This window comes from uncultured Aquimarina sp. (assembly GCF_947495315.1).
GTDB lineage: Bacteria > Bacteroidota > Bacteroidia > Flavobacteriales > Flavobacteriaceae > Aquimarina.
Window position 1 is genome coordinate 52,535 of sequence record NZ_CANLYD010000016.1, and the last position, 17,021, is coordinate 69,555.

The following is a 17,021-nucleotide window of genomic DNA, read 5'->3' on the forward strand; positions in this document are numbered from 1 at the left end:
ATATTTAAAAAGGAAATTATAAGAAAACATACATTAAGATATTTAACCGTTTTAAATCTGATAAAGATTTCATAAAAACTTTTATGATAAATAAAAATCATACAAGCGAATTCCAAAAATTGATACTACAAAACTTAGGAGAAAAATATACACTTGATAAAACAGAAGAAAGTTCTAAATATGTATTTGGGTTTTGGAAGCATATAGATTATGAACCTGATGACGATCGCGCTGCATTAATAGGTCCTGGACCTGTTGTTTTTATAAAGATACTAAAGAATACAAGATGTTAGGCAGTGGCGATCTTGTATATGGAGATTACTTTGATGAGTTTAGAGAAGAGGATGATAAAGATGATATTGATAAAGAGCAGTCTATAGACGAAATAAAAGCAGGTATTTTAAAAAGAAGATATGTAAACGAACGAGATATTGTTACAGTAGTTTTTAAAGCTATGGAGGAAATAGGGGAGTTCAAATTTAATTTAAACCATGTGGATCCTAGAAAACCGATGGATACCTATATCTTCATATCAGAATCAGAAGAAGCTAGAAATAAGGTAATTTGGTTTTTAGAATATGCTGCGATTCCTTATCAAATTAAAGGTACTACTAATATCATTTTTGATAGAGAAATTAAATAAGTTTGTAATATGCTTTCCAACCAAACCCTTACCATACTAATTATCCTAGGAGTCCTAATGAGTTTAACAGGCTTGTTTTTGTCCACTTTTACTTATGTATCCAATAGCGATTTTCTGCTTACAGCCGGATTGTGGTTAATAGAAGTTCCGGGTATGTTTTTGTTACTACTAAACGGTTCGTTTCTTAAAACCAAATATTCACGTATTGTGATGGGGTTATTAGCATTTATGATGGTAGGTGGAGCTTTTATGATTATGCATTGGCCTTATGGCCGTCTTATTCTGGTTGGTGGATGTATCGGTATCGTTATATCTTATTTGATACATTTTCTTAAAAAGCCCATCAAGAAACGAATTGACTATCTTAAATTAGTTTGGGTAATTGTACTATATATAGGAGCGGCCCTAAGATTATATCATATTATTCCACGAGATTATAGGATCCTTACTACTGTATTAATGATCTTGACTTTAATGGATTATATATTACCTAAGATTAAGAATAAAACCTTGTTTGAGTAATGAGAAACTTTGACTGGCCATTTCTACTATTTACACTAGCAATTGTTGGTATATTGATAAATTTCCTGTTTAAGCTTCAATGTCCACAATGTAAGGCGAAGTTCTATTTTATAAAACATCTAAGAACTGATGATTTGGGAGATGATTTTGTATACCCGCATAAACGTATCTACCGAAAGTATTATCAATGCAGAAAATGCAAGCACGAATGGAGTATCGATCAAAAAAGAAGTGATCGTAGTGATATTGATTAAATGACCCACAAACCAATTCCTTCCCAAAGAAAAAAACTACACAAAAACACCGTATATTAGAGTAACATTTTAATCTGGTAAGACACTCACTAATAGATACACTATTACATATGATATTAACGATAAAAGATACGACCATAGGCGGTGATCTATTAAATGAAATAGAAATCGCTGTACAGAACGAAAGAACTACCGTAAAAGACATCATTATAGGTCGTGTAGCGGCAGAAGTAAAAAATTATAATGATAAACTACCGGAGTATTTTACAGGATTGGTGCAACCTTCTGAGGCAGAAAAAACACTCAATGGATTTAAGCTTAAAACCAGAAAGAAAATCGATGCAGAGCAGCAAGCCTATATCGCTCTGGAAGCTTTTCAGCAGAATGGTTTTTTTGTGCTTATCGATGACCAGCAAGCAGAGGACTTGGATCAGGAGGTATTAGTAGCTGCAGATACTAGTGTGAGTTTCGTGAAGTTAACACCATTGGTAGGAGGATAATGAAAAGTTTTCTAAAACAACTTTTGGGTACGCAAACTACTAAAGCAATCACAACAGTACTGATTGATCCCGAGATTCGGGTTTTTATCGATGAGCTTATGCAAGAAGTAACTGCTAATAGAGATGGGTATTATGCAGTAAAATTAAGTGATTCTCCAAAATACAAAGCGCTTAAAAAGAAACCAGCGTCATTTAAGAAAAAGGTCATATTCGCCTTAATACATTATAAAAATGTAGAGTATTCGGGTAAAAATAGCGCTTGGGGTACAAGTTATTATTGGGTAGGAGATATCTTAACCAAGCTATTAAGCCTATCGATTCGCGCTGCAGATCTTCATTTTAGCCAGGAGGAATTAGTAAAGATTATTGAGGGTTTTATAGCCACAAAGAAAGGATATTTTCTGGTGTCTGATTGGCCATTTATACCGTTGCTGAGTAAGATGGAGAAGTATGTACAAGAGCATGGATTATCTCCAGAAATTGAAAAAGGGTTGGCCTTGATAACCAAAAAAATAGCGAATAGGAGAGAAGTCTATGCAGATGAAGTTAAAATACTGGATCGTATCCGTCAGATAAAACAAGGCCCCACAGAATTTGCCATTGATCAGCGGGATGCATTAGGTAAAGCAATAGTATCTACAGCCAAATCATTCTCAGGTAAGAAACAGGATATTTTTATAGCACTGTTGCAGCATTTTGCAAAAGGAGCATCAAAAAGTAGTCCTGCCAAGATCTGGCTTAAACACACCGATGATAAGATAAAAGAAATTGGTGAGGGTATGATCATCACTTCATATTTGGGATGGATCTCTATTGTTACCGATGTACTCAAAAATATTCATAGGGATAAGAGTTATGAATTTCGTTTTGTTTCCGACTCTAATTTACAATTGTTACGCGCTGCCGTATGGTCCGCGTCAGGGATCAACGATGATCATCTTAATCAAGCCATAGAAGAATTAGGGCTATGGAGTTTTAAAAAACTACCTTCTTATGGTTCGGTAAGTGCCAAATTAGGAAATGCTACGATATATACATTCTCTCAACTACCATATCAAGACGGTATTTCGAGACTTACCAAATTTAGGATGAAAATTAAATATCCTTCTGTACAAACACTCATCGAAAAAGCTATTATGAGAGTAGCCGAAGCGGAAGGAAAAACCATGGATCAGATCGAAGAGTTGGCGGTGCAGGATTTTGGGTTAAATAATGAATATGAGATCATCCAGAAACTAGGTACGTATAAAGGTATCGTGACTATAAAGAATAGTACTACCGTTTCTTTATTATGGGAAAATGAGCAAGGAAAACAAATAAAATCTATTCCTAAAGCTATAAAAGATACCTACCCGGAAGAGCTCAAAGCACTTAAAAAACAAGTGAAGGATATTCAATCCAGTTTAGCTGCGCAGCGTAGTAGAATCGAAAAAATATTTGTGGGTAAACGACAGTGGAAATTCTCTGATTGGAAAAGCCTGTATCTGGATCATCCACTATTAGCTTTTTTTGGCACCAAATTGATATGGAATTTCAAGCTAGCCGATACCACCATACAAGCGATATATCATAATAATCAATTTATAAATCCTGATGGAGAAGTAACTCAGGATGTACATCGTAGTGAGGTTTCCTTATGGCATCCCGCTACAGCAGCAATAACCGAAGTGGCATCCTGGAGGAATTGGTTGATGACGCATCAGATACGACAACCATTTAAGCAAGCGCATCGCGAGATTTACCTGGTAACAGATGCAGAACTCACTACCAATTCGTATTCTAATCGTTTTGCGGCACATATCCTCCGACAGCATATTTTTAATGCATTATGTCGCGAACGTGGATGGCGCTATCAAATACAAGGACAATGGGATTCTTATAATACGCCTACCATCAAAATTCCAGCTTGGAACTATAGAGTAGAATTTTGGGTAGAGGGTATTCATGGCTCTGCTAATGATATGGGTATATTTAATTATCTGCAAACAGATCAGGTGCGTTTTTATAATAAAGAGGAGCAAGTAAATATGGAAGATGTACCTACGATCGTGTTTTCTGAGATGATGAGGGATGTGGATTTATTCGTAGGAGTAACTAGTATTGGTGCGGATCCGAATTGGCAAGATGGAGGACAAGAGGGATATCAGCAATATTGGACGGATTATTCTTTTGGGGATTTGGCTACTAGCGGAATTGAAAGAAAAAAGCTGCTGGAGACGTTAATACCAAAACTAAAAATTAAAGATCAATGTACTTTTGAAGGTAATTTTTTAGTGGTTAAAGGAGCTATAAGAACGTACAAAATTCATGTAGGAAGTGGTAATATTTTGATGAAACCGAATGATCAATACTTATGTATTGTGGCTAATAGGTCTAAGAAAAGTGAATCAATATTTTTACCTTTTGAAGGCGATACCATGTTGTCTATGATCCTGAGTAAGGCGCTATTGCTAGCAGAAGATAAAAAGATTACCGATTCGACTATTTTGAGCCAGATAGGAAGATAGTAGGAAACAAGAAATTAAGAGTATATGATACCAATAGCTTTGCTGATAGGGATTTTAGTGTTTTTGGGAACAAGTTCCAGAAATCCCAGATCAACGAAAAGATTTAAAAGACGGTGTAAAAAGAAAGATACGCAATCGGATCTTTAAAGTATTATAAACAAACACATGATAATATGATTATATTAAGAAAATGGTGGTTACGATGTATAGTTAGTTTAGTATTAGCAGCAGTATTATCAGAGATACTTTTTTTACTAGTAGGTTTTAGGATCAATAGTTTTATACTAGGATTAGGATTATATATAGCGGTTAGTATTATATATGGGTTTACGATCATAGGAACTGGTAAAAAACAAAAATGATAGGTAAGTTTACTTTTTAGATTCTAGTAAATAATTAAATCTTGAACTGCAATTAAAGAAGTATTTCTGTGAAGGGAGTCATCACGATAAAGACACATGGTTTACCTAGAAACCAGTAAAAGCAAATCGTTTGATAAACGGAAGGTGTTTATGAAAAACGTCTCTTTTTATATTAAGAATATCTTTTATGTTGGATTCGATAATTTTCTCTCTAACATCCGTTTGTAAATTGGTATTGATTTCATCAGGCTTGTTGATAGTAGTATTGTTAAAATAGGAGATGATTGTCGTTTGTGACTGATTCGTATGCGTGACATAGGCGAAAAACGTGATAGCTAATTCTTTGTATTTCCCGATAGGTAGGGCTAACAAAAACATGACGGCTAGCATCTCTTGTTTGTCTTTATCATTGGTGTATCCAAAATTCTCGTGAGCTTTTACAATACGATAGATATTGATAAAACGCTTGATGGCTCTGGGACTTGGTCCTATAATAATAGACATCTCCTGTAGTAATTCGATTTCTTTTTCTGAGAATTCTATAGGTTCAAAAGACTCGCTGGTTTCAATGATCTCACTTTTTTTAACGGGAGGCTTTGCTATAGTTTCTTTACTACCAGAATCGATGGTAGTTTCTTCTACTGCTGTATCTGATTCTTTTATTGGTTTTGTAGTAGCTTTTTTATCTGCAGGAACATTGGCCTTAGTAGATTCAGCAGCACTGGTTGTATTGGATGTTTTAGATTGTAATAAGGTTTTGATCATATTTTTTACACTGGTGTCTTCTGCAGCTTTCAAATTAAAGGGTACTTGAAATATCTTTTCAAGATACGAAGAAGCGTCGATCAGTTGTTTTTGTGAATCGTCATCATCCTTTGTGAAATGTAATCGGTGTTTTTTGATCAATGCATTTTTAACCCATCTAGGATCCACACCTACTATAACAACAAACAGGGGATAGGCCATTAATAAATTAACAGCTTCTAATACTTCTACGACCCGATCTTCTGGGCAACGGTCTAAGTCATCAATATATAATACAATGCGTTCTAATGGACGTTCAAAATGCTTTCTAAATTTTTCTATGTTCTCTTTTTTGGAGTTTTCTACTTCATCGATATGCTCAGAGAATAACGTACTTAGAACCTCAAAATCATTTCGGATAATAGAGACCAATCCCAAATGCTTTTTATAATCAACACTCACGGATCTTTTTTCTATAAATGATTTGAGGGCTTCTGTGGATAAGGTATTATTTTTTCTGAATACCAATGCTGCTTTTTGTTCTTGTGTCTGATAGATTTGGTGATTGATATCCGAGATTTCATCTTTGATCTGTTCAATTTCCAGTGCTAATGCCTTCTCATCTTGTTGAAACGAGAATATCACCTGTTCTTTTTTCTCAATATACGTTTCTCGTAGGTTCCAGAAAGAAGCAACTAATGGTTGTAAGCCTTTGTATACTTTTATTCCTCTAGCATACAACCCACTGATGATCGTAAGAATTGATAAAAATGGTGTAATAAAACCATAGTCAGTTACACCTATTAAAGTAGTAATATATGTTATCACTTTTGGAAGCCCCAATGCCAATAGTAAAATTGCTATGATACAAAGGATATTTATCCAGAGGTATTTCTTTAAAAAGAATGTTTTAAGGAAGGTGATTGCTGATGTGGATTGTTGATACAGTTCTTCTGGGTTTTCCCAATATTTCTTAGGTATGATTTCTTTAAGCTCCGCTGTCTTCTTAATGATAGAGACATTAGTATCGATAGCTTCTTCAATCTTTTGTTGTACTTGGAATTCAGTATCTATTTTTTCTAAAAGTCCATGTAGACTGGCTTCTCTAATCTGTTTTATTTTATTGTCTAGTCTCGTTTGTTGGTTTTCCTTATTTTCTTCAAGGTTCTCTAACTGTGCATCTTTTCCTTTTATTTCCGTTTCTAACTTTGTGATTTCGTTTTGTGTAATACTTAATTCTTTAGCGATTGCTTCTTCAATTTCCTTTTTATGATCAACAGCTGCATTCTCTTCATTACTAATATATTGATTTAGCCCTTCGAATATTTTGGTAATAATTCCTGCCCAGAGGTTGGTATCCATATACGACCAGGCGTTAAAATGTACATGGGCAACCCCACTACAAAAACCAGATTCTGGACTTTTATTAGATAGTTTTTGTATTCTCTCTTTTAGCTTTCGCATAAAAAAACTTTTTCCGGATCCCCAAGTTCCAAATAAAGCAATGGCAAGTGGTGGCGTAAAGCTTTTAGTAGCGATTACTCTGGCAAAAGCTGCCACATCTCTAGAGATGTCTAAAAGATCTTCTCCAGAGTCTGCATCACTGGTAATTCCCGCAATAGAGGTGATTTTTGTTATGGTAGTGATGGTGTTTTGCTCATTAACTTCTGTAAAGAGAAGATCCAACTGTTCGGGATTAATTTGAGATACTATCTTAAGTACATCATCATTATCCGGTCTGGAAATTAAGCTACTACTATAATTTATGGAAGTCGTAAACTCCATTTTTTGATCTTGTAGCTTCCAATCAATAGATAAGACATCTTCATTTTTAGGGCTTTTTTTGATAATACCTAGTTTATTTACAGAATACATTGTATTGCCTTTATTTTCTTCTAGAATGTCATTAGTTATTACAATATCACCAGGTTTAATGGATTCTATAATTGCTTTGTATTTTTTATAAGAACTATGTTCTTCAGATAAATCATTATAAAATTCAACTACCTCGGAGTGTCTACCCAAGGCAGTACTGATCATATAGAATTTTCCAGAGAAGCCTTTTAACAGATCTGTTATACTGGATACTGAATCACTGTCAAACGATTTTTTTATAGTGGTATCATTCTCCAAGGTTTTTGATTCAGGATCGATTGGTATTGATTTCTTTTTTTTGATTTCTTTTTTAATTTCTGGCGTATCAGGTATATCATTTATTTCATTAAAGAATTCTTTTCCTCTGTCGTTATTAGGAATTGAAATAATAAATTTTATGTTTCTTTTTTTAAATTCATTTAAGAAACCATTTATAGTATTAATTGTAATTTCTAGGCTTTCATCAAAATTTAAACCACCAGTTCCTGTTCCCAAAAGGGGGAACCATATTTTTTTGTTTGCCAGTAATTCTAAATTACCTCTTATACCATTATCCAAATTCTTTCTAAATGTTAAAGCTGTATTTGGAGCTCCAAGAGTTTGGTCAATAGTAACTATAACAAGTATGGGCCTTAAACCTTTACTATGAATTACATTATAACCAGTATCTAGATTTATAGTTTTTAAAATATCCTGATCATATCCATAGACCTTTAATGCCAATTTATTAAGATATCCAGGTGTTCCGGTAGAATCAGATGAAACAATAGCTAGGTCTGCTTGATGAGAAGAGACTCCTAATTTAATTTCATATAATTCATTATCTGTCTTGATCATTATTTATAGTTAAATTATTGATATAAATTTTGTGTGTTATTTTAGATAAACTTCACTAATACTTCAATAAAATGACAATTGAGAATTGAATTCAGAAAGGAGTTTTTGAATTCAAAAGGTGGGGAAATTGTTGATTAAATATAAAGTTCCTTGTTTTGAGATCAAAATAATAGTGTATTTATTTTGGGATTCATTTTAATCTTTCCCTAACAAAACCATCCTAAAAACATCTATAACCCACTACTATACGTGTCCTTAGTGCCTTTCGTCCTAAAAAAGTTCACATATTTTACATTAATCCTAAAATAGATATACAACATATGCTAAAAGTAAAGGCAACAAAATACATTGCTGCCTTTATATACGGATTATAAGATTTTAAGAATGTCAAAACTGCATCACTAAATATTAAATCCAGGATTGGTATTAAAGGCATTGTTATGAACACTTCGTGCGCGATTTCTGGCCATGTTTCTGATGGCACTGGTAGTTCTGGTACCATCTACTGCAAACCACCAAAGGTAAAGTACTTCATACATATTAGAGCCTTGATATGACCAATTGGTATCACAGGATGCAGCTCTGGGACAGCCACTTCCTCCATTATGACTTTTTCCTCCATTATGTCTTGCTTCATGTAACAGTGTTCCTGCTCGTGTAACGACATCGAATGAATAGAAATATGGAATGTATAGTTCTACTCGGCTACCATATGCCCAGCCAGCCCATTGTCCGGGATTAGAACCAGGTTTATAACACAATGCCTGTAATCTACCAGTATTATTAGCGGTGTATGGATATGCCCATCGCAGCGCATTACCGCTATAATCTCCCGTATTGGTAGCATAATCCTCTGCAGAGTAAGTGAGTAAGTATAAGGCAGCAAAGGTTCGCGCTAGTGGTAAGTCTAAGTTACAAGGGTCATGAAACCCAAAACCACTGTCCCAATCTTTTTTTCGCATATTAAGAACACCCCACCAATGGTCTACTCGTGCTTGATTGCATAAACCGGAAGCGTATACTGAAGTTCCATCGGCGACATTGTCGTGAGGCGGTACCGTACAGCTTTGTTGTGCGTTTACTATTATCGAGAATAGTAATAAAAAGAATAGGGGTATATAAAACGTAGTACTTTTATAAAGATGTATATTTTTCATGGTTATCTTATTTTTGGTGTGTCTTTAGATTCATTTACTTTCAGATCAAAGTTTTCCGGCATTTCGGGATGTTCCACTTTTCTGATATCTGTGGTTGTTTCTGTGATATACCAATATTCTTCTCTTGGTAGTTTTTCATATAGCTCTTTTTTCTTTTCTTCGATATTTCCGAAAGGAGATAATAAATAACTACGTACTGCCATCTGGCGTATGGATAAATCCTGATGATCTATAAGCTTGATTAATGCACTTTCTGCTTCTTCATTTTTATTGATAGCCAATATTCCAATTCCTTCAACCGCAGTGAGCCGTATGATGATTTCATCCATCCGAGTATTAATTTCTTCATTTTCTGGTTGTGTATCTCTGGGAATTCTTAGGGTAGCAATCTCATAAAGATAGTTTAAAGAAGTATCAGCGGACAACTCTTTTAGCGCTTCTATAATCATCGTGCGATATAGATAGTTTTCTGCAGGTACTTTGTGGTATATTTCGAATAATGACTTGCCAATTTCTCTTTGTTGTCGTAGCATAGAAAGAGAACGCTGATATTTTTCTTCAGCATCTTTCCCAAATCCCATAGATAGACTAATATGCTCTTTTATAAGGTTTCCGAAAGGAACACCAGAAAAAACCTCTTCAATGGATATAACAGATGATTCATCGAATGTTAGTACAGAAGAATTTTCCTGTGCTTTTTCTAAGTTATCATCTGCTTCTGTTTCTGATACGGTCGGGTTGTCACGCTCACAACTGAGTACTACCAAAAGTAGCAAGAGTGATAATGATGTGAATTTTAGAATGTGTTTCATAATTTTAGAATGAATTAGTTTGACAATTAGTATGAAAAGAATACCAAAACAGCACTCTTTACTGTATGTGGTAAAAGTACTACGCTGTTTATCTTGTTGTAAGAGGTAATGAACTTTAAAACTTCACGTTAAAATCCCTATTTCAATAAGTTGAAAAACGGTTTCTCTAAGGTTAAATTCCCCTTCTTTTTTAAAAAGACATCCTTGAATTTGGACTTCGACTCCGCTCAGTCCTCTGAAAGAATGCATTAAAAAAAAGTGTAGCGGTCGTTGAGGTACTCGAAACGAAAGCGGACTCAGGACTTAGGCTCCGCGGATGATAGCATGCCGAAGTACAGCTCTCGAAAATAATTCGAAGAGTAAGTATATCACACTCTATTAATCGTATGAATATTTACTTCTTTTTGTTTGCCTTTTAGTAATACACTACCTAAAAAAGTAGAAGATAGATGCGTACTTATGCGTAGATCTTTTAGTAGTTTTTCAGAAATTAGGAGTTTCACTTTGTGGGTATTACATTCTGCCTGGATCCGGGCAGATGTATTAATCACATCGCCGTGATAAGCAATTTCTTTTTTGATCACACCCACTTCGGTGACCATAAGTTTACCACCGTGTAACCCTGCTTTAAACTCAGGCATAATGCCATACTTTTCTTGATAGTAATCTGCCTTACTTTGTTTCTTCTGCTGAAAAGAAAAAAATAAGTCTACACAATTGTTATTAGCCAATCCTTTTTTATACGGCCAACTTAATACGGCTTCATCTCCCACATATTGATAGATTTCTGCATCGTGCTTGGGCACTACTTCATTAAGATCATAAAAGCAATCTTGTATGAATTGACTGTATTTAAAATGCCCCAAATTTTCTGCGATAGTAGTAGAGTCTTTGAGATCGAGGAACATAAAAATGCGTTTCTCTTCTTGCGGGTTTTTATACTTACCGAGTAACATCTTTATAAAAACACCTTTCCCGAATTTTTCGGTAGCGATTTTGATAAATGAAAAAACAAAAGAAACCAAAACGATATATAAAATAGTAGCCCAAAATGACTTATTTTCTTTCCACCAACCCCGATTTGTGTTTAGATTAAGGTCATAGATATCAGAAAACAAATCCATAATAACCGTAAATATGATAATGGTAGTTATGAAATATAATAGGGTTCTAATGATGAGATCATATACCAGTGATAATTTGTGAGACGTATATTTATCAAAAAGAAAATCAATACTGGCATATACAATTCCAATTAAAATACCAATACTGGTAAATCCCAATAAGGCGCGCCACGTTCCTTCAATTCCGCTATACTTTGTGATCACGGTAAAGCCTTCTTCTTCATCGATCCCATAATACCTGAATATGGAAAATAATCCCATAGCCACGGACCAAAAAAGAACGGATTGCCATAGCAGTTGTATATATTGTTTTAGGTTTCGATTCATTATGAGAACGCTAGCGTATGTTAAAATAAACCTAATTATTTTACTCCGATATACATTTATTGATTTTTAACAAAAAATGTTAAGAAAATATCGTTTGTAGCCAATAAACACCCAAAACCCACTACCATAAGTGGAGATGGGGTACTTATATAGGTAGGTGTATGCGTGTCAGAACATAGTTTGGGATACTTGTGATAGTGGGTGCATGTGTCTAAAAGCATCGCTTGGAGTAGTACTAACATAGGACATGGGTACTTAAAACAGAAGCATGGCCAGGTCTAAACAGAAGTGCGACTTGTGTCAGAACTAAGTGCCACTTCTGTTTGACACAGGACTGTCCTATGTCTGGACATAGGGGTGCGTAGTACAGAGGTAGGAGCCTGGTACTTTATAAGTACCCCTAAAAGAAATTGTTCTGTTAATATTTTAACGAGTTTAGTTGGGTTTCGGTTACGTGGATGCTGAGCGTGTCGAAATGATCATTAGTATAGCGAGTTTAGTTGAATTTCGGCTACGCCTGTCTGCCAAAGTATAGTCCTAATTAAGGGTTTTTTATATTAATGTAGTCCGTCAGTTCGAGTGGCGGTTCGTCTTGTAAAGCGGGCCGTTGTATCGAGAACCGTTTATAACCGATTAACTACAATTGCATCTCGATACATTTCAATCCTGAGTATTAATGTACTCACGACTAGCATAAACAACCCCCTCCGCCTGCGGCACCTCCCCCTAAAAGGGTGAGGAACTAAAAGCTGTTTTCATAAAGATACCTTCAGTAACACTTGCTTCATCTCTGTTTTGGGTTTTGAGTACCAAAATGCGGTTCTCGATACACCACACTCAGGTGTGGCACTCGAACTGACGTAGTTAGTAGGTATAAAGTAGCGGTCGTTGAGGTACTCGAAACGAAAGCGGACTCTGGGCTTCGAGTGCCTCAGCCCCCTAAAACAATCCGAAAGGTCAGGTGTCATACTGAACTTCCTCCTAAGGCGGACAAGTATAGAAGTGCTCTCGAACCCTGAGCGCGTCGAAATATTGCTTGTCAATGCGTCGAATAGTGAGGTGAAAATACACAGTTGTAGAAAATGTACACACTTTTATTTCAGGGTCGATTTCTTAAATAGCTGTTAGTCAGTAGTGTTTATAAATGGTATCAAATTTGGTTATCCAGAGTGGTACAAAAAAATATTATGGAAATATCAAGATCTTTGGAAATTACAGAAGCACCAGTAATTGAAAATACATTTAGCAGTCGTTTAAAAAATAACATTCTTAGTGCATCATCATTTTTTGTTTTATTAGGAACATTTCTCTTATTATTTGGTGCTGCCTCTTTATTCTATTTTTTACAACCCTATTTCGAAGAAATTCATTTAGAAAGAATGAATACTGTTTGGGGAATTAGTTTAATGGTAGCAGGGATCTCTTTGTTACTAATTAAGGTGAGTTTTTTAGTATACATTTTATTTCTTTATAAACGTTACAAGGAGGTTGATACGGTATCGGATAAAGAATTACCGCTATGTACAGTAATTGTACCTGCATATAATGAAGGAGAACTGGTATACAAAACATTGTATAGCCTGGTAGAAAGTGATTATCCTATCGAAAAATTACAGATCATTTCTATAGATGATGGGAGTCAGGATGATACTTGGCAATGGATGAAAAGAGCTAAAGAAGAATTAGGTAATCGAGTTTCGATTTACCAACAACCAGAAAACAAAGGAAAAAGACATGCATTATACAGAGGATTTAATCTTGGTATGGGTGATGTATTTATTACTGTGGATAGCGACTCTATAGTAAAGAAAGATACGCTACGTGTTATGGCTTCTCCTTTTGTAACTAATGATGAGTGTGGAGCAGTGGCAGGTAATGTGCGTGTTTTAAATAGAGACAAGGCATTGATACCACGTATGCTTAATGTAAGCTTTGCTTTTAGTTTTGAATTTATTCGATCGGCACAAAGCTCAATAGGTTCTGTTTTATGCACACCAGGTGCCTTATCCGCATATAGAAGAGAAGCTGTGATGAATTGCAGAGAAGCGTGGATCACACAAACTTTTATGGGTCAAGTCTCTAAAATAGGAGAAGACCGTGCCATGACCAATATGATCCTAAAACAGGGGTATAAAGTGTTATTTCAGCGAAAAGCGTATGTATATACTAATACTCCGGAACGTTATAAAAATTTATACAAGATGTTTATCCGTTGGGAGCGAAGTAATATTCGTGAGAATCTTGCTATGAGTAAATTCGCTTTTAGTGATTTTAGAGAAGGACATAAAAGCGGGGCTAGAGTACTACTTTTAAACCAATGGTTAAAAATGACAATGGCATATCCTGCAACATTATTAATGTTATTTTTTATCTGTACATATCCTATATTATTCTTTAGCTCTACATTAGTAAGTATATTGGTTTTCTCTAGCATACAAGCATTATTCTATGCTAAGAAACATAGCTTGTCAGAATCACTTTGGGCATATCCATACAGTCTTTTTTATGCTTTTACGTTGTTTTGGATCACCCCGTATGCAATTGCTACTGCAGGAAGAAGCGGTTGGCTTACACGTGACCTGACGAAAAAAGAATTAGACAAACAACAACAAGTAGTTTCAATATCATCATAGGATCTCATATTATTTTAATATTAGCCAACCTGTTTATTTCCATGTCAGGGTTCTAAATGTTTAACCCCAAATAAACTTTCAGACCCTGAGGAGATATACATTTATTTAGATAAACGATTAAAATAGCAACACCAAACTCAACTATATTTATATTTTTTTGCACTATCAATTTATCAATGATAACCAACCTACCTAAAACTCCTCCTTTCCCAAACAGGAGGAGTTTTGCTATTAATCTAAAGAATTCCTCGAGGCTTTGCCTCAGAGTTTCCTATTTCTCCCTCTCCTTTCGGGGGAGAGGGTTGGGGTGAGGGGGAAATATAAAATTTCGTTTTTTGATCCCAAGATCAAAATGAAACCAGCGAAATACCCCTATGGATCTGCCTCGGGGATAGGTGGTTTCAAGAAATTTTTTATTTGCAAAAAGATAATTGAATATCCTCTTTGTCTACTTTTTTATCAATATTCCTTTTCATATGGTAGTTGTTTTGATAAATAAATACTGATATATATCATTAGTAGATACGTCGTTTATGTCGTATATTTAATACATATAGAAACCTTAAAAACAGTATCGATATGGAATTTATGGAAATGAAAGACAAGGACGGCAAACAACACTATATCAATCCAGATCATATATCTGCTATTACAGAAATTGATGGACATTGTAAAATCAATTTAATGGGACACGATTATATTTTGGCAGGAGAAAATCTTGAAGATGTAAAACTTCATTTAATGTCTTTTAAGCATTATTAGTTTTGTTAGTTTGAAATCCGTTACTTTTTTTAAAAAATGTCATCAAGCGATTGATTTTTAGTTAGTTTTAAAGTACTGTATAAAGATCTCTCCTTTTATGATTGTCCTGTCGTGCTCCTTATATATGTTAAAAGTGTCATATAAGCTTGACCTATTTTTATCTTCCCAATTGAGTATCTCAATTATTATAATAAAATAATCACGTATTTATACTTATAAATTTACGTGGAATTCTCCCTATTTTTATAGAAAGCTCATTATAAGTTTATAAGGTCAATCAATTTGATTAATAGTATCGTCTATTTATAAAATTTCACGCATAATAAACTAACGTTCTTTTTATAAGAATACTTAAAAACACACTTTTAAACATGGCTGATTTAACTCAAGAAAGTAGTAATGCATTAGATAGTTTCGATAATGTCGTTGTACTAATGCTAGAAAACCGATCTTTTGATAATTTACTTGGAAATCTTTATATAGATGGAGTACCTGAGGGGAAATCTTTTGAAGGTTTACAAAATTACACTGAAGAAATGCCGGTGCCTCCAAGGGCTGTTGATTACAATAAACATAAAACTGTTCCGGTACAAACTGCTCAGGATTTTCATCAACCTTTTCCGGATCCAGGAGAAGTATATCAACATATAAACACTCAGCTATATAATTTTGTGAACCAGGATAATATAAATATTCCAGAACAAGATATGGTAGCTCCTTATAATATTCCTAGTCCAATCCCACCAGATAGTAAGCAAATGTTGGGTTTTGTGAATGATTATATTAACAGATTACAAGCGTTGGATAATAAAAAATACCCTCAGTTTGATAAAGCTACTTTTGATTTGTATAAGGTAATTATGCAGGTTTATATGCCTTCTCAGGTAAGTGTTCTTTCTACATTGGCAAAAGAATTTGCAGTATTTGATCATTGGTTTTGTTCAGTACCTAGTCAGACTTGGTGCAATAGAGCCTTTTGGCACGCGGCAACCTCTGGAGGGCAAGTAATTAATCCAGGAGAAGATAAAGGCATTATAGGAAACATAGAAGGCATGAAAGACTGGATTGAAAACGTCTGGTCAGCGAAAACCTTGTTTGAACTTATGGAAGATGCTAATGTAAGTCATGGTATTTATACAGAAAACCCAGTTTCTCTTACTACTATTGTAAATGGGCCTTTCAAGAATGAAAATGTGATTCATACAGGAGATGAGCTTTCTGAATTTAAAGAGCACGTAGAGAATGGTTCTTTACCTCAGTACACATTTATAGAGCCTAAGTTTTTTGGACAGCATAATGATCAACATCCTTCTTCTCTTTCTGGTTTGATTGATGGCCCTACAAAAGTTGGCTCAGTGCTTTTAGGAGAGAACTTGATTTGGGATGTGTATAATACAATTTTCATGAATGATACCTATAAGAATAATACCTTATTGATTATTACTCATGATGAGCACGGAGGTTGTTTTGATCATGTGATTCCAGGACCTGCTGTTCCTCCTGTGCAGGGAATGAAAGGACAAAAAGGTTTTACTTTTGATAGGCTTGGTGTTCGAGTGCCCATGGTAATGGTATCTGCACACATTGCTCAGAATACTATTGTAAATGATGTATTTGATCATACTTCTTTTATTCATACCATGTGTAAGAAATGGAATATGCCACATTTAACTGATAGAGATAAAAATGCTAAAAGTTTTGAGCAGGTTTTCAGCAGCTCAACAAGAAATTTTCCTGTTATAGAGAAGCATGTAATTCCTGCAGTAGAAGAAAGTATCTATGATAAGGATGACCTGAATGATCTACAAAAATCAATTTTGCTGGGAGCTTCTTTCCTTGCAAAACGTAATTGCGAGGGTTCATCAAAGGAAGTTGATGTTAATAAAGCAAAACAGATCTCGACTGTAGGTGAAGCAATAAGTTTTTTAAAAGGAATAAAAGACTTAATATAGATAGGTGTAT

The 17,021-nt window shown here is 34.7% G+C and carries 14 protein-coding genes; 10 read left to right on the forward strand and 4 right to left on the reverse strand.

All coding sequences use genetic code 11. The features are described from left to right. Window positions 1–83: 83 nt before the first annotated feature. The 7 genes from Q0910_RS22665 (at window position 84) to Q0910_RS22695 (ending at window position 4,788) form a co-directional block, all read left to right on the forward strand. Entirely contained in the window at window positions 84–293 is a 210-nt protein-coding gene (locus Q0910_RS22665; RefSeq protein WP_299221885.1) for a hypothetical protein, read from the forward strand. Further along, on the forward strand, window positions 287–643 hold the full coding sequence (locus Q0910_RS22670; protein WP_299221887.1) for a hypothetical protein: 357 nt from the start codon (window positions 287–289) through the stop codon (window positions 641–643). The genes Q0910_RS22665 and Q0910_RS22670 overlap by 7 nt, the downstream gene beginning before the upstream one ends. A 9-nt stretch (window positions 644–652) precedes the next feature. Beyond that, on the forward strand, window positions 653–1,165 hold the full coding sequence (locus tag Q0910_RS22675; RefSeq protein ID WP_299221889.1) for a hypothetical protein: 513 nt from the start codon (window positions 653–655) through the stop codon (window positions 1,163–1,165). Then, on the forward strand, window positions 1,165–1,419 hold the full coding sequence (locus tag Q0910_RS22680) for a hypothetical protein (protein ID WP_299221892.1): 255 nt from the start codon (window positions 1,165–1,167) through the stop codon (window positions 1,417–1,419). The genes Q0910_RS22675 and Q0910_RS22680 overlap by 1 nt, the downstream gene beginning before the upstream one ends. Before the next feature lie 110 nt (window positions 1,420–1,529). Beyond that, on the forward strand, window positions 1,530–1,919 hold the full coding sequence (locus tag Q0910_RS22685; protein ID WP_299221894.1) for a hypothetical protein: 390 nt from the start codon (window positions 1,530–1,532) through the stop codon (window positions 1,917–1,919). Beyond that, a complete protein-coding gene (locus Q0910_RS22690; RefSeq protein ID WP_299221896.1) occupies window positions 1,919–4,426 on the forward strand; it encodes a DUF4132 domain-containing protein in 2,508 nt (835 codons plus the stop codon). Before Q0910_RS22685 ends, Q0910_RS22690 begins: the two co-directional genes overlap by 1 nt. A 173-nt stretch (window positions 4,427–4,599) precedes the next feature. Next, window positions 4,600–4,788 (forward strand): hypothetical protein, encoded by a 189-nt coding sequence (locus Q0910_RS22695; protein WP_299221899.1) that lies wholly within the window; start codon window positions 4,600–4,602, stop codon window positions 4,786–4,788. A 105-nt stretch (window positions 4,789–4,893) separates the two neighbouring features. On the opposite strand, the gene Q0910_RS22700 is transcribed toward Q0910_RS22695, so the two are convergent. The 4 genes from Q0910_RS22700 to Q0910_RS22715 all read right to left on the reverse strand — a co-directional run bounded on the left by Q0910_RS22700 (window position 4,894) and on the right by Q0910_RS22715 (window position 11,664). Next, window positions 4,894–8,244 carry a P-loop NTPase fold protein gene (locus Q0910_RS22700; protein ID WP_299221901.1) on the reverse strand — a complete coding sequence of 1,117 codons (3,351 nt, stop codon included), beginning with the start codon at window positions 8,242–8,244 and terminating at the stop codon, window positions 4,894–4,896. Between the two features lie 401 nt (window positions 8,245–8,645). Next, a complete protein-coding gene (locus Q0910_RS22705; protein ID WP_299221904.1) occupies window positions 8,646–9,401 on the reverse strand; it encodes a hypothetical protein in 756 nt (251 codons plus the stop codon). A gap of 2 nt (window positions 9,402–9,403) precedes the next feature. Continuing rightward, complete coding sequence (locus Q0910_RS22710; protein ID WP_299221907.1) at window positions 9,404–10,213, reverse strand: hypothetical protein; 810 nt, start codon at window positions 10,211–10,213, stop codon at window positions 9,404–9,406. Window positions 10,214–10,581: 368 nt separating this feature from the next. Further along, window positions 10,582–11,664, reverse strand: coding sequence for an adenylate/guanylate cyclase domain-containing protein (locus Q0910_RS22715; RefSeq protein ID WP_299221911.1), 1,083 nt, complete (start codon window positions 11,662–11,664; stop codon window positions 10,582–10,584). 1,187 nt (window positions 11,665–12,851) lie between these two features. On the opposite strand from Q0910_RS22715, the gene Q0910_RS22720 reads away from it, so the two are divergent. The 3 genes from Q0910_RS22720 to Q0910_RS22730 all read left to right on the forward strand — a co-directional run bounded on the left by Q0910_RS22720 (window position 12,852) and on the right by Q0910_RS22730 (window position 17,011). Further along, complete coding sequence (locus tag Q0910_RS22720; protein WP_299221914.1) at window positions 12,852–14,297, forward strand: glycosyltransferase family 2 protein; 1,446 nt, start codon at window positions 12,852–12,854, stop codon at window positions 14,295–14,297. 579 nt (window positions 14,298–14,876) lie between these two features. Further along, on the forward strand, window positions 14,877–15,059 hold the full coding sequence (locus tag Q0910_RS22725) for a hypothetical protein (RefSeq protein ID WP_299221916.1): 183 nt from the start codon (window positions 14,877–14,879) through the stop codon (window positions 15,057–15,059). A 371-nt stretch (window positions 15,060–15,430) separates the two neighbouring features. Then, a complete protein-coding gene (locus Q0910_RS22730) occupies window positions 15,431–17,011 on the forward strand; it encodes an alkaline phosphatase family protein (protein WP_299221917.1) in 1,581 nt (526 codons plus the stop codon). Window positions 17,012–17,021: the final 10 nt, after the last annotated feature.

What these genes read in the sequence shown, in the direction of transcription:
- Q0910_RS22695 (WP_299221899.1), top strand. Translation starts at nt 4,600, where the DNA reads ATGATTATATTAAGAAAATGGTGGTTACGATGTATAGTTAGTTTAGTA.
- Q0910_RS22715 (WP_299221911.1), bottom strand. Translation starts at nt 11,664, where the DNA reads ATGAATCGAAACCTAAAACAATATATACAACTGCTATGGCAATCCGTT.
- Q0910_RS22705 (WP_299221904.1), bottom strand. Translation starts at nt 9,401, where the DNA reads ATGAAAAATATACATCTTTATAAAAGTACTACGTTTTATATACCCCTA.
- Q0910_RS22665 (WP_299221885.1), top strand. Translation starts at nt 84, where the DNA reads ATGATAAATAAAAATCATACAAGCGAATTCCAAAAATTGATACTACAA.
- Q0910_RS22680 (WP_299221892.1), top strand. Translation starts at nt 1,165, where the DNA reads ATGAGAAACTTTGACTGGCCATTTCTACTATTTACACTAGCAATTGTT.
- Q0910_RS22690 (WP_299221896.1), top strand. Translation starts at nt 1,919, where the DNA reads ATGAAAAGTTTTCTAAAACAACTTTTGGGTACGCAAACTACTAAAGCA.
- Q0910_RS22670 (WP_299221887.1), top strand. Translation starts at nt 287, where the DNA reads ATGTTAGGCAGTGGCGATCTTGTATATGGAGATTACTTTGATGAGTTT.
- Q0910_RS22685 (WP_299221894.1), top strand. Translation starts at nt 1,530, where the DNA reads ATGATATTAACGATAAAAGATACGACCATAGGCGGTGATCTATTAAAT.
- Q0910_RS22720 (WP_299221914.1), top strand. Translation starts at nt 12,852, where the DNA reads ATGGAAATATCAAGATCTTTGGAAATTACAGAAGCACCAGTAATTGAA.
- Q0910_RS22700 (WP_299221901.1), bottom strand. Translation starts at nt 8,244, where the DNA reads ATGATCAAGACAGATAATGAATTATATGAAATTAAATTAGGAGTCTCT.
- Q0910_RS22710 (WP_299221907.1), bottom strand. Translation starts at nt 10,213, where the DNA reads ATGAAACACATTCTAAAATTCACATCATTATCACTCTTGCTACTTTTG.
- Q0910_RS22675 (WP_299221889.1), top strand. Translation starts at nt 653, where the DNA reads ATGCTTTCCAACCAAACCCTTACCATACTAATTATCCTAGGAGTCCTA.
- Q0910_RS22730 (WP_299221917.1), top strand. Translation starts at nt 15,431, where the DNA reads ATGGCTGATTTAACTCAAGAAAGTAGTAATGCATTAGATAGTTTCGAT.
- Q0910_RS22725 (WP_299221916.1), top strand. Translation starts at nt 14,877, where the DNA reads ATGGAATTTATGGAAATGAAAGACAAGGACGGCAAACAACACTATATC.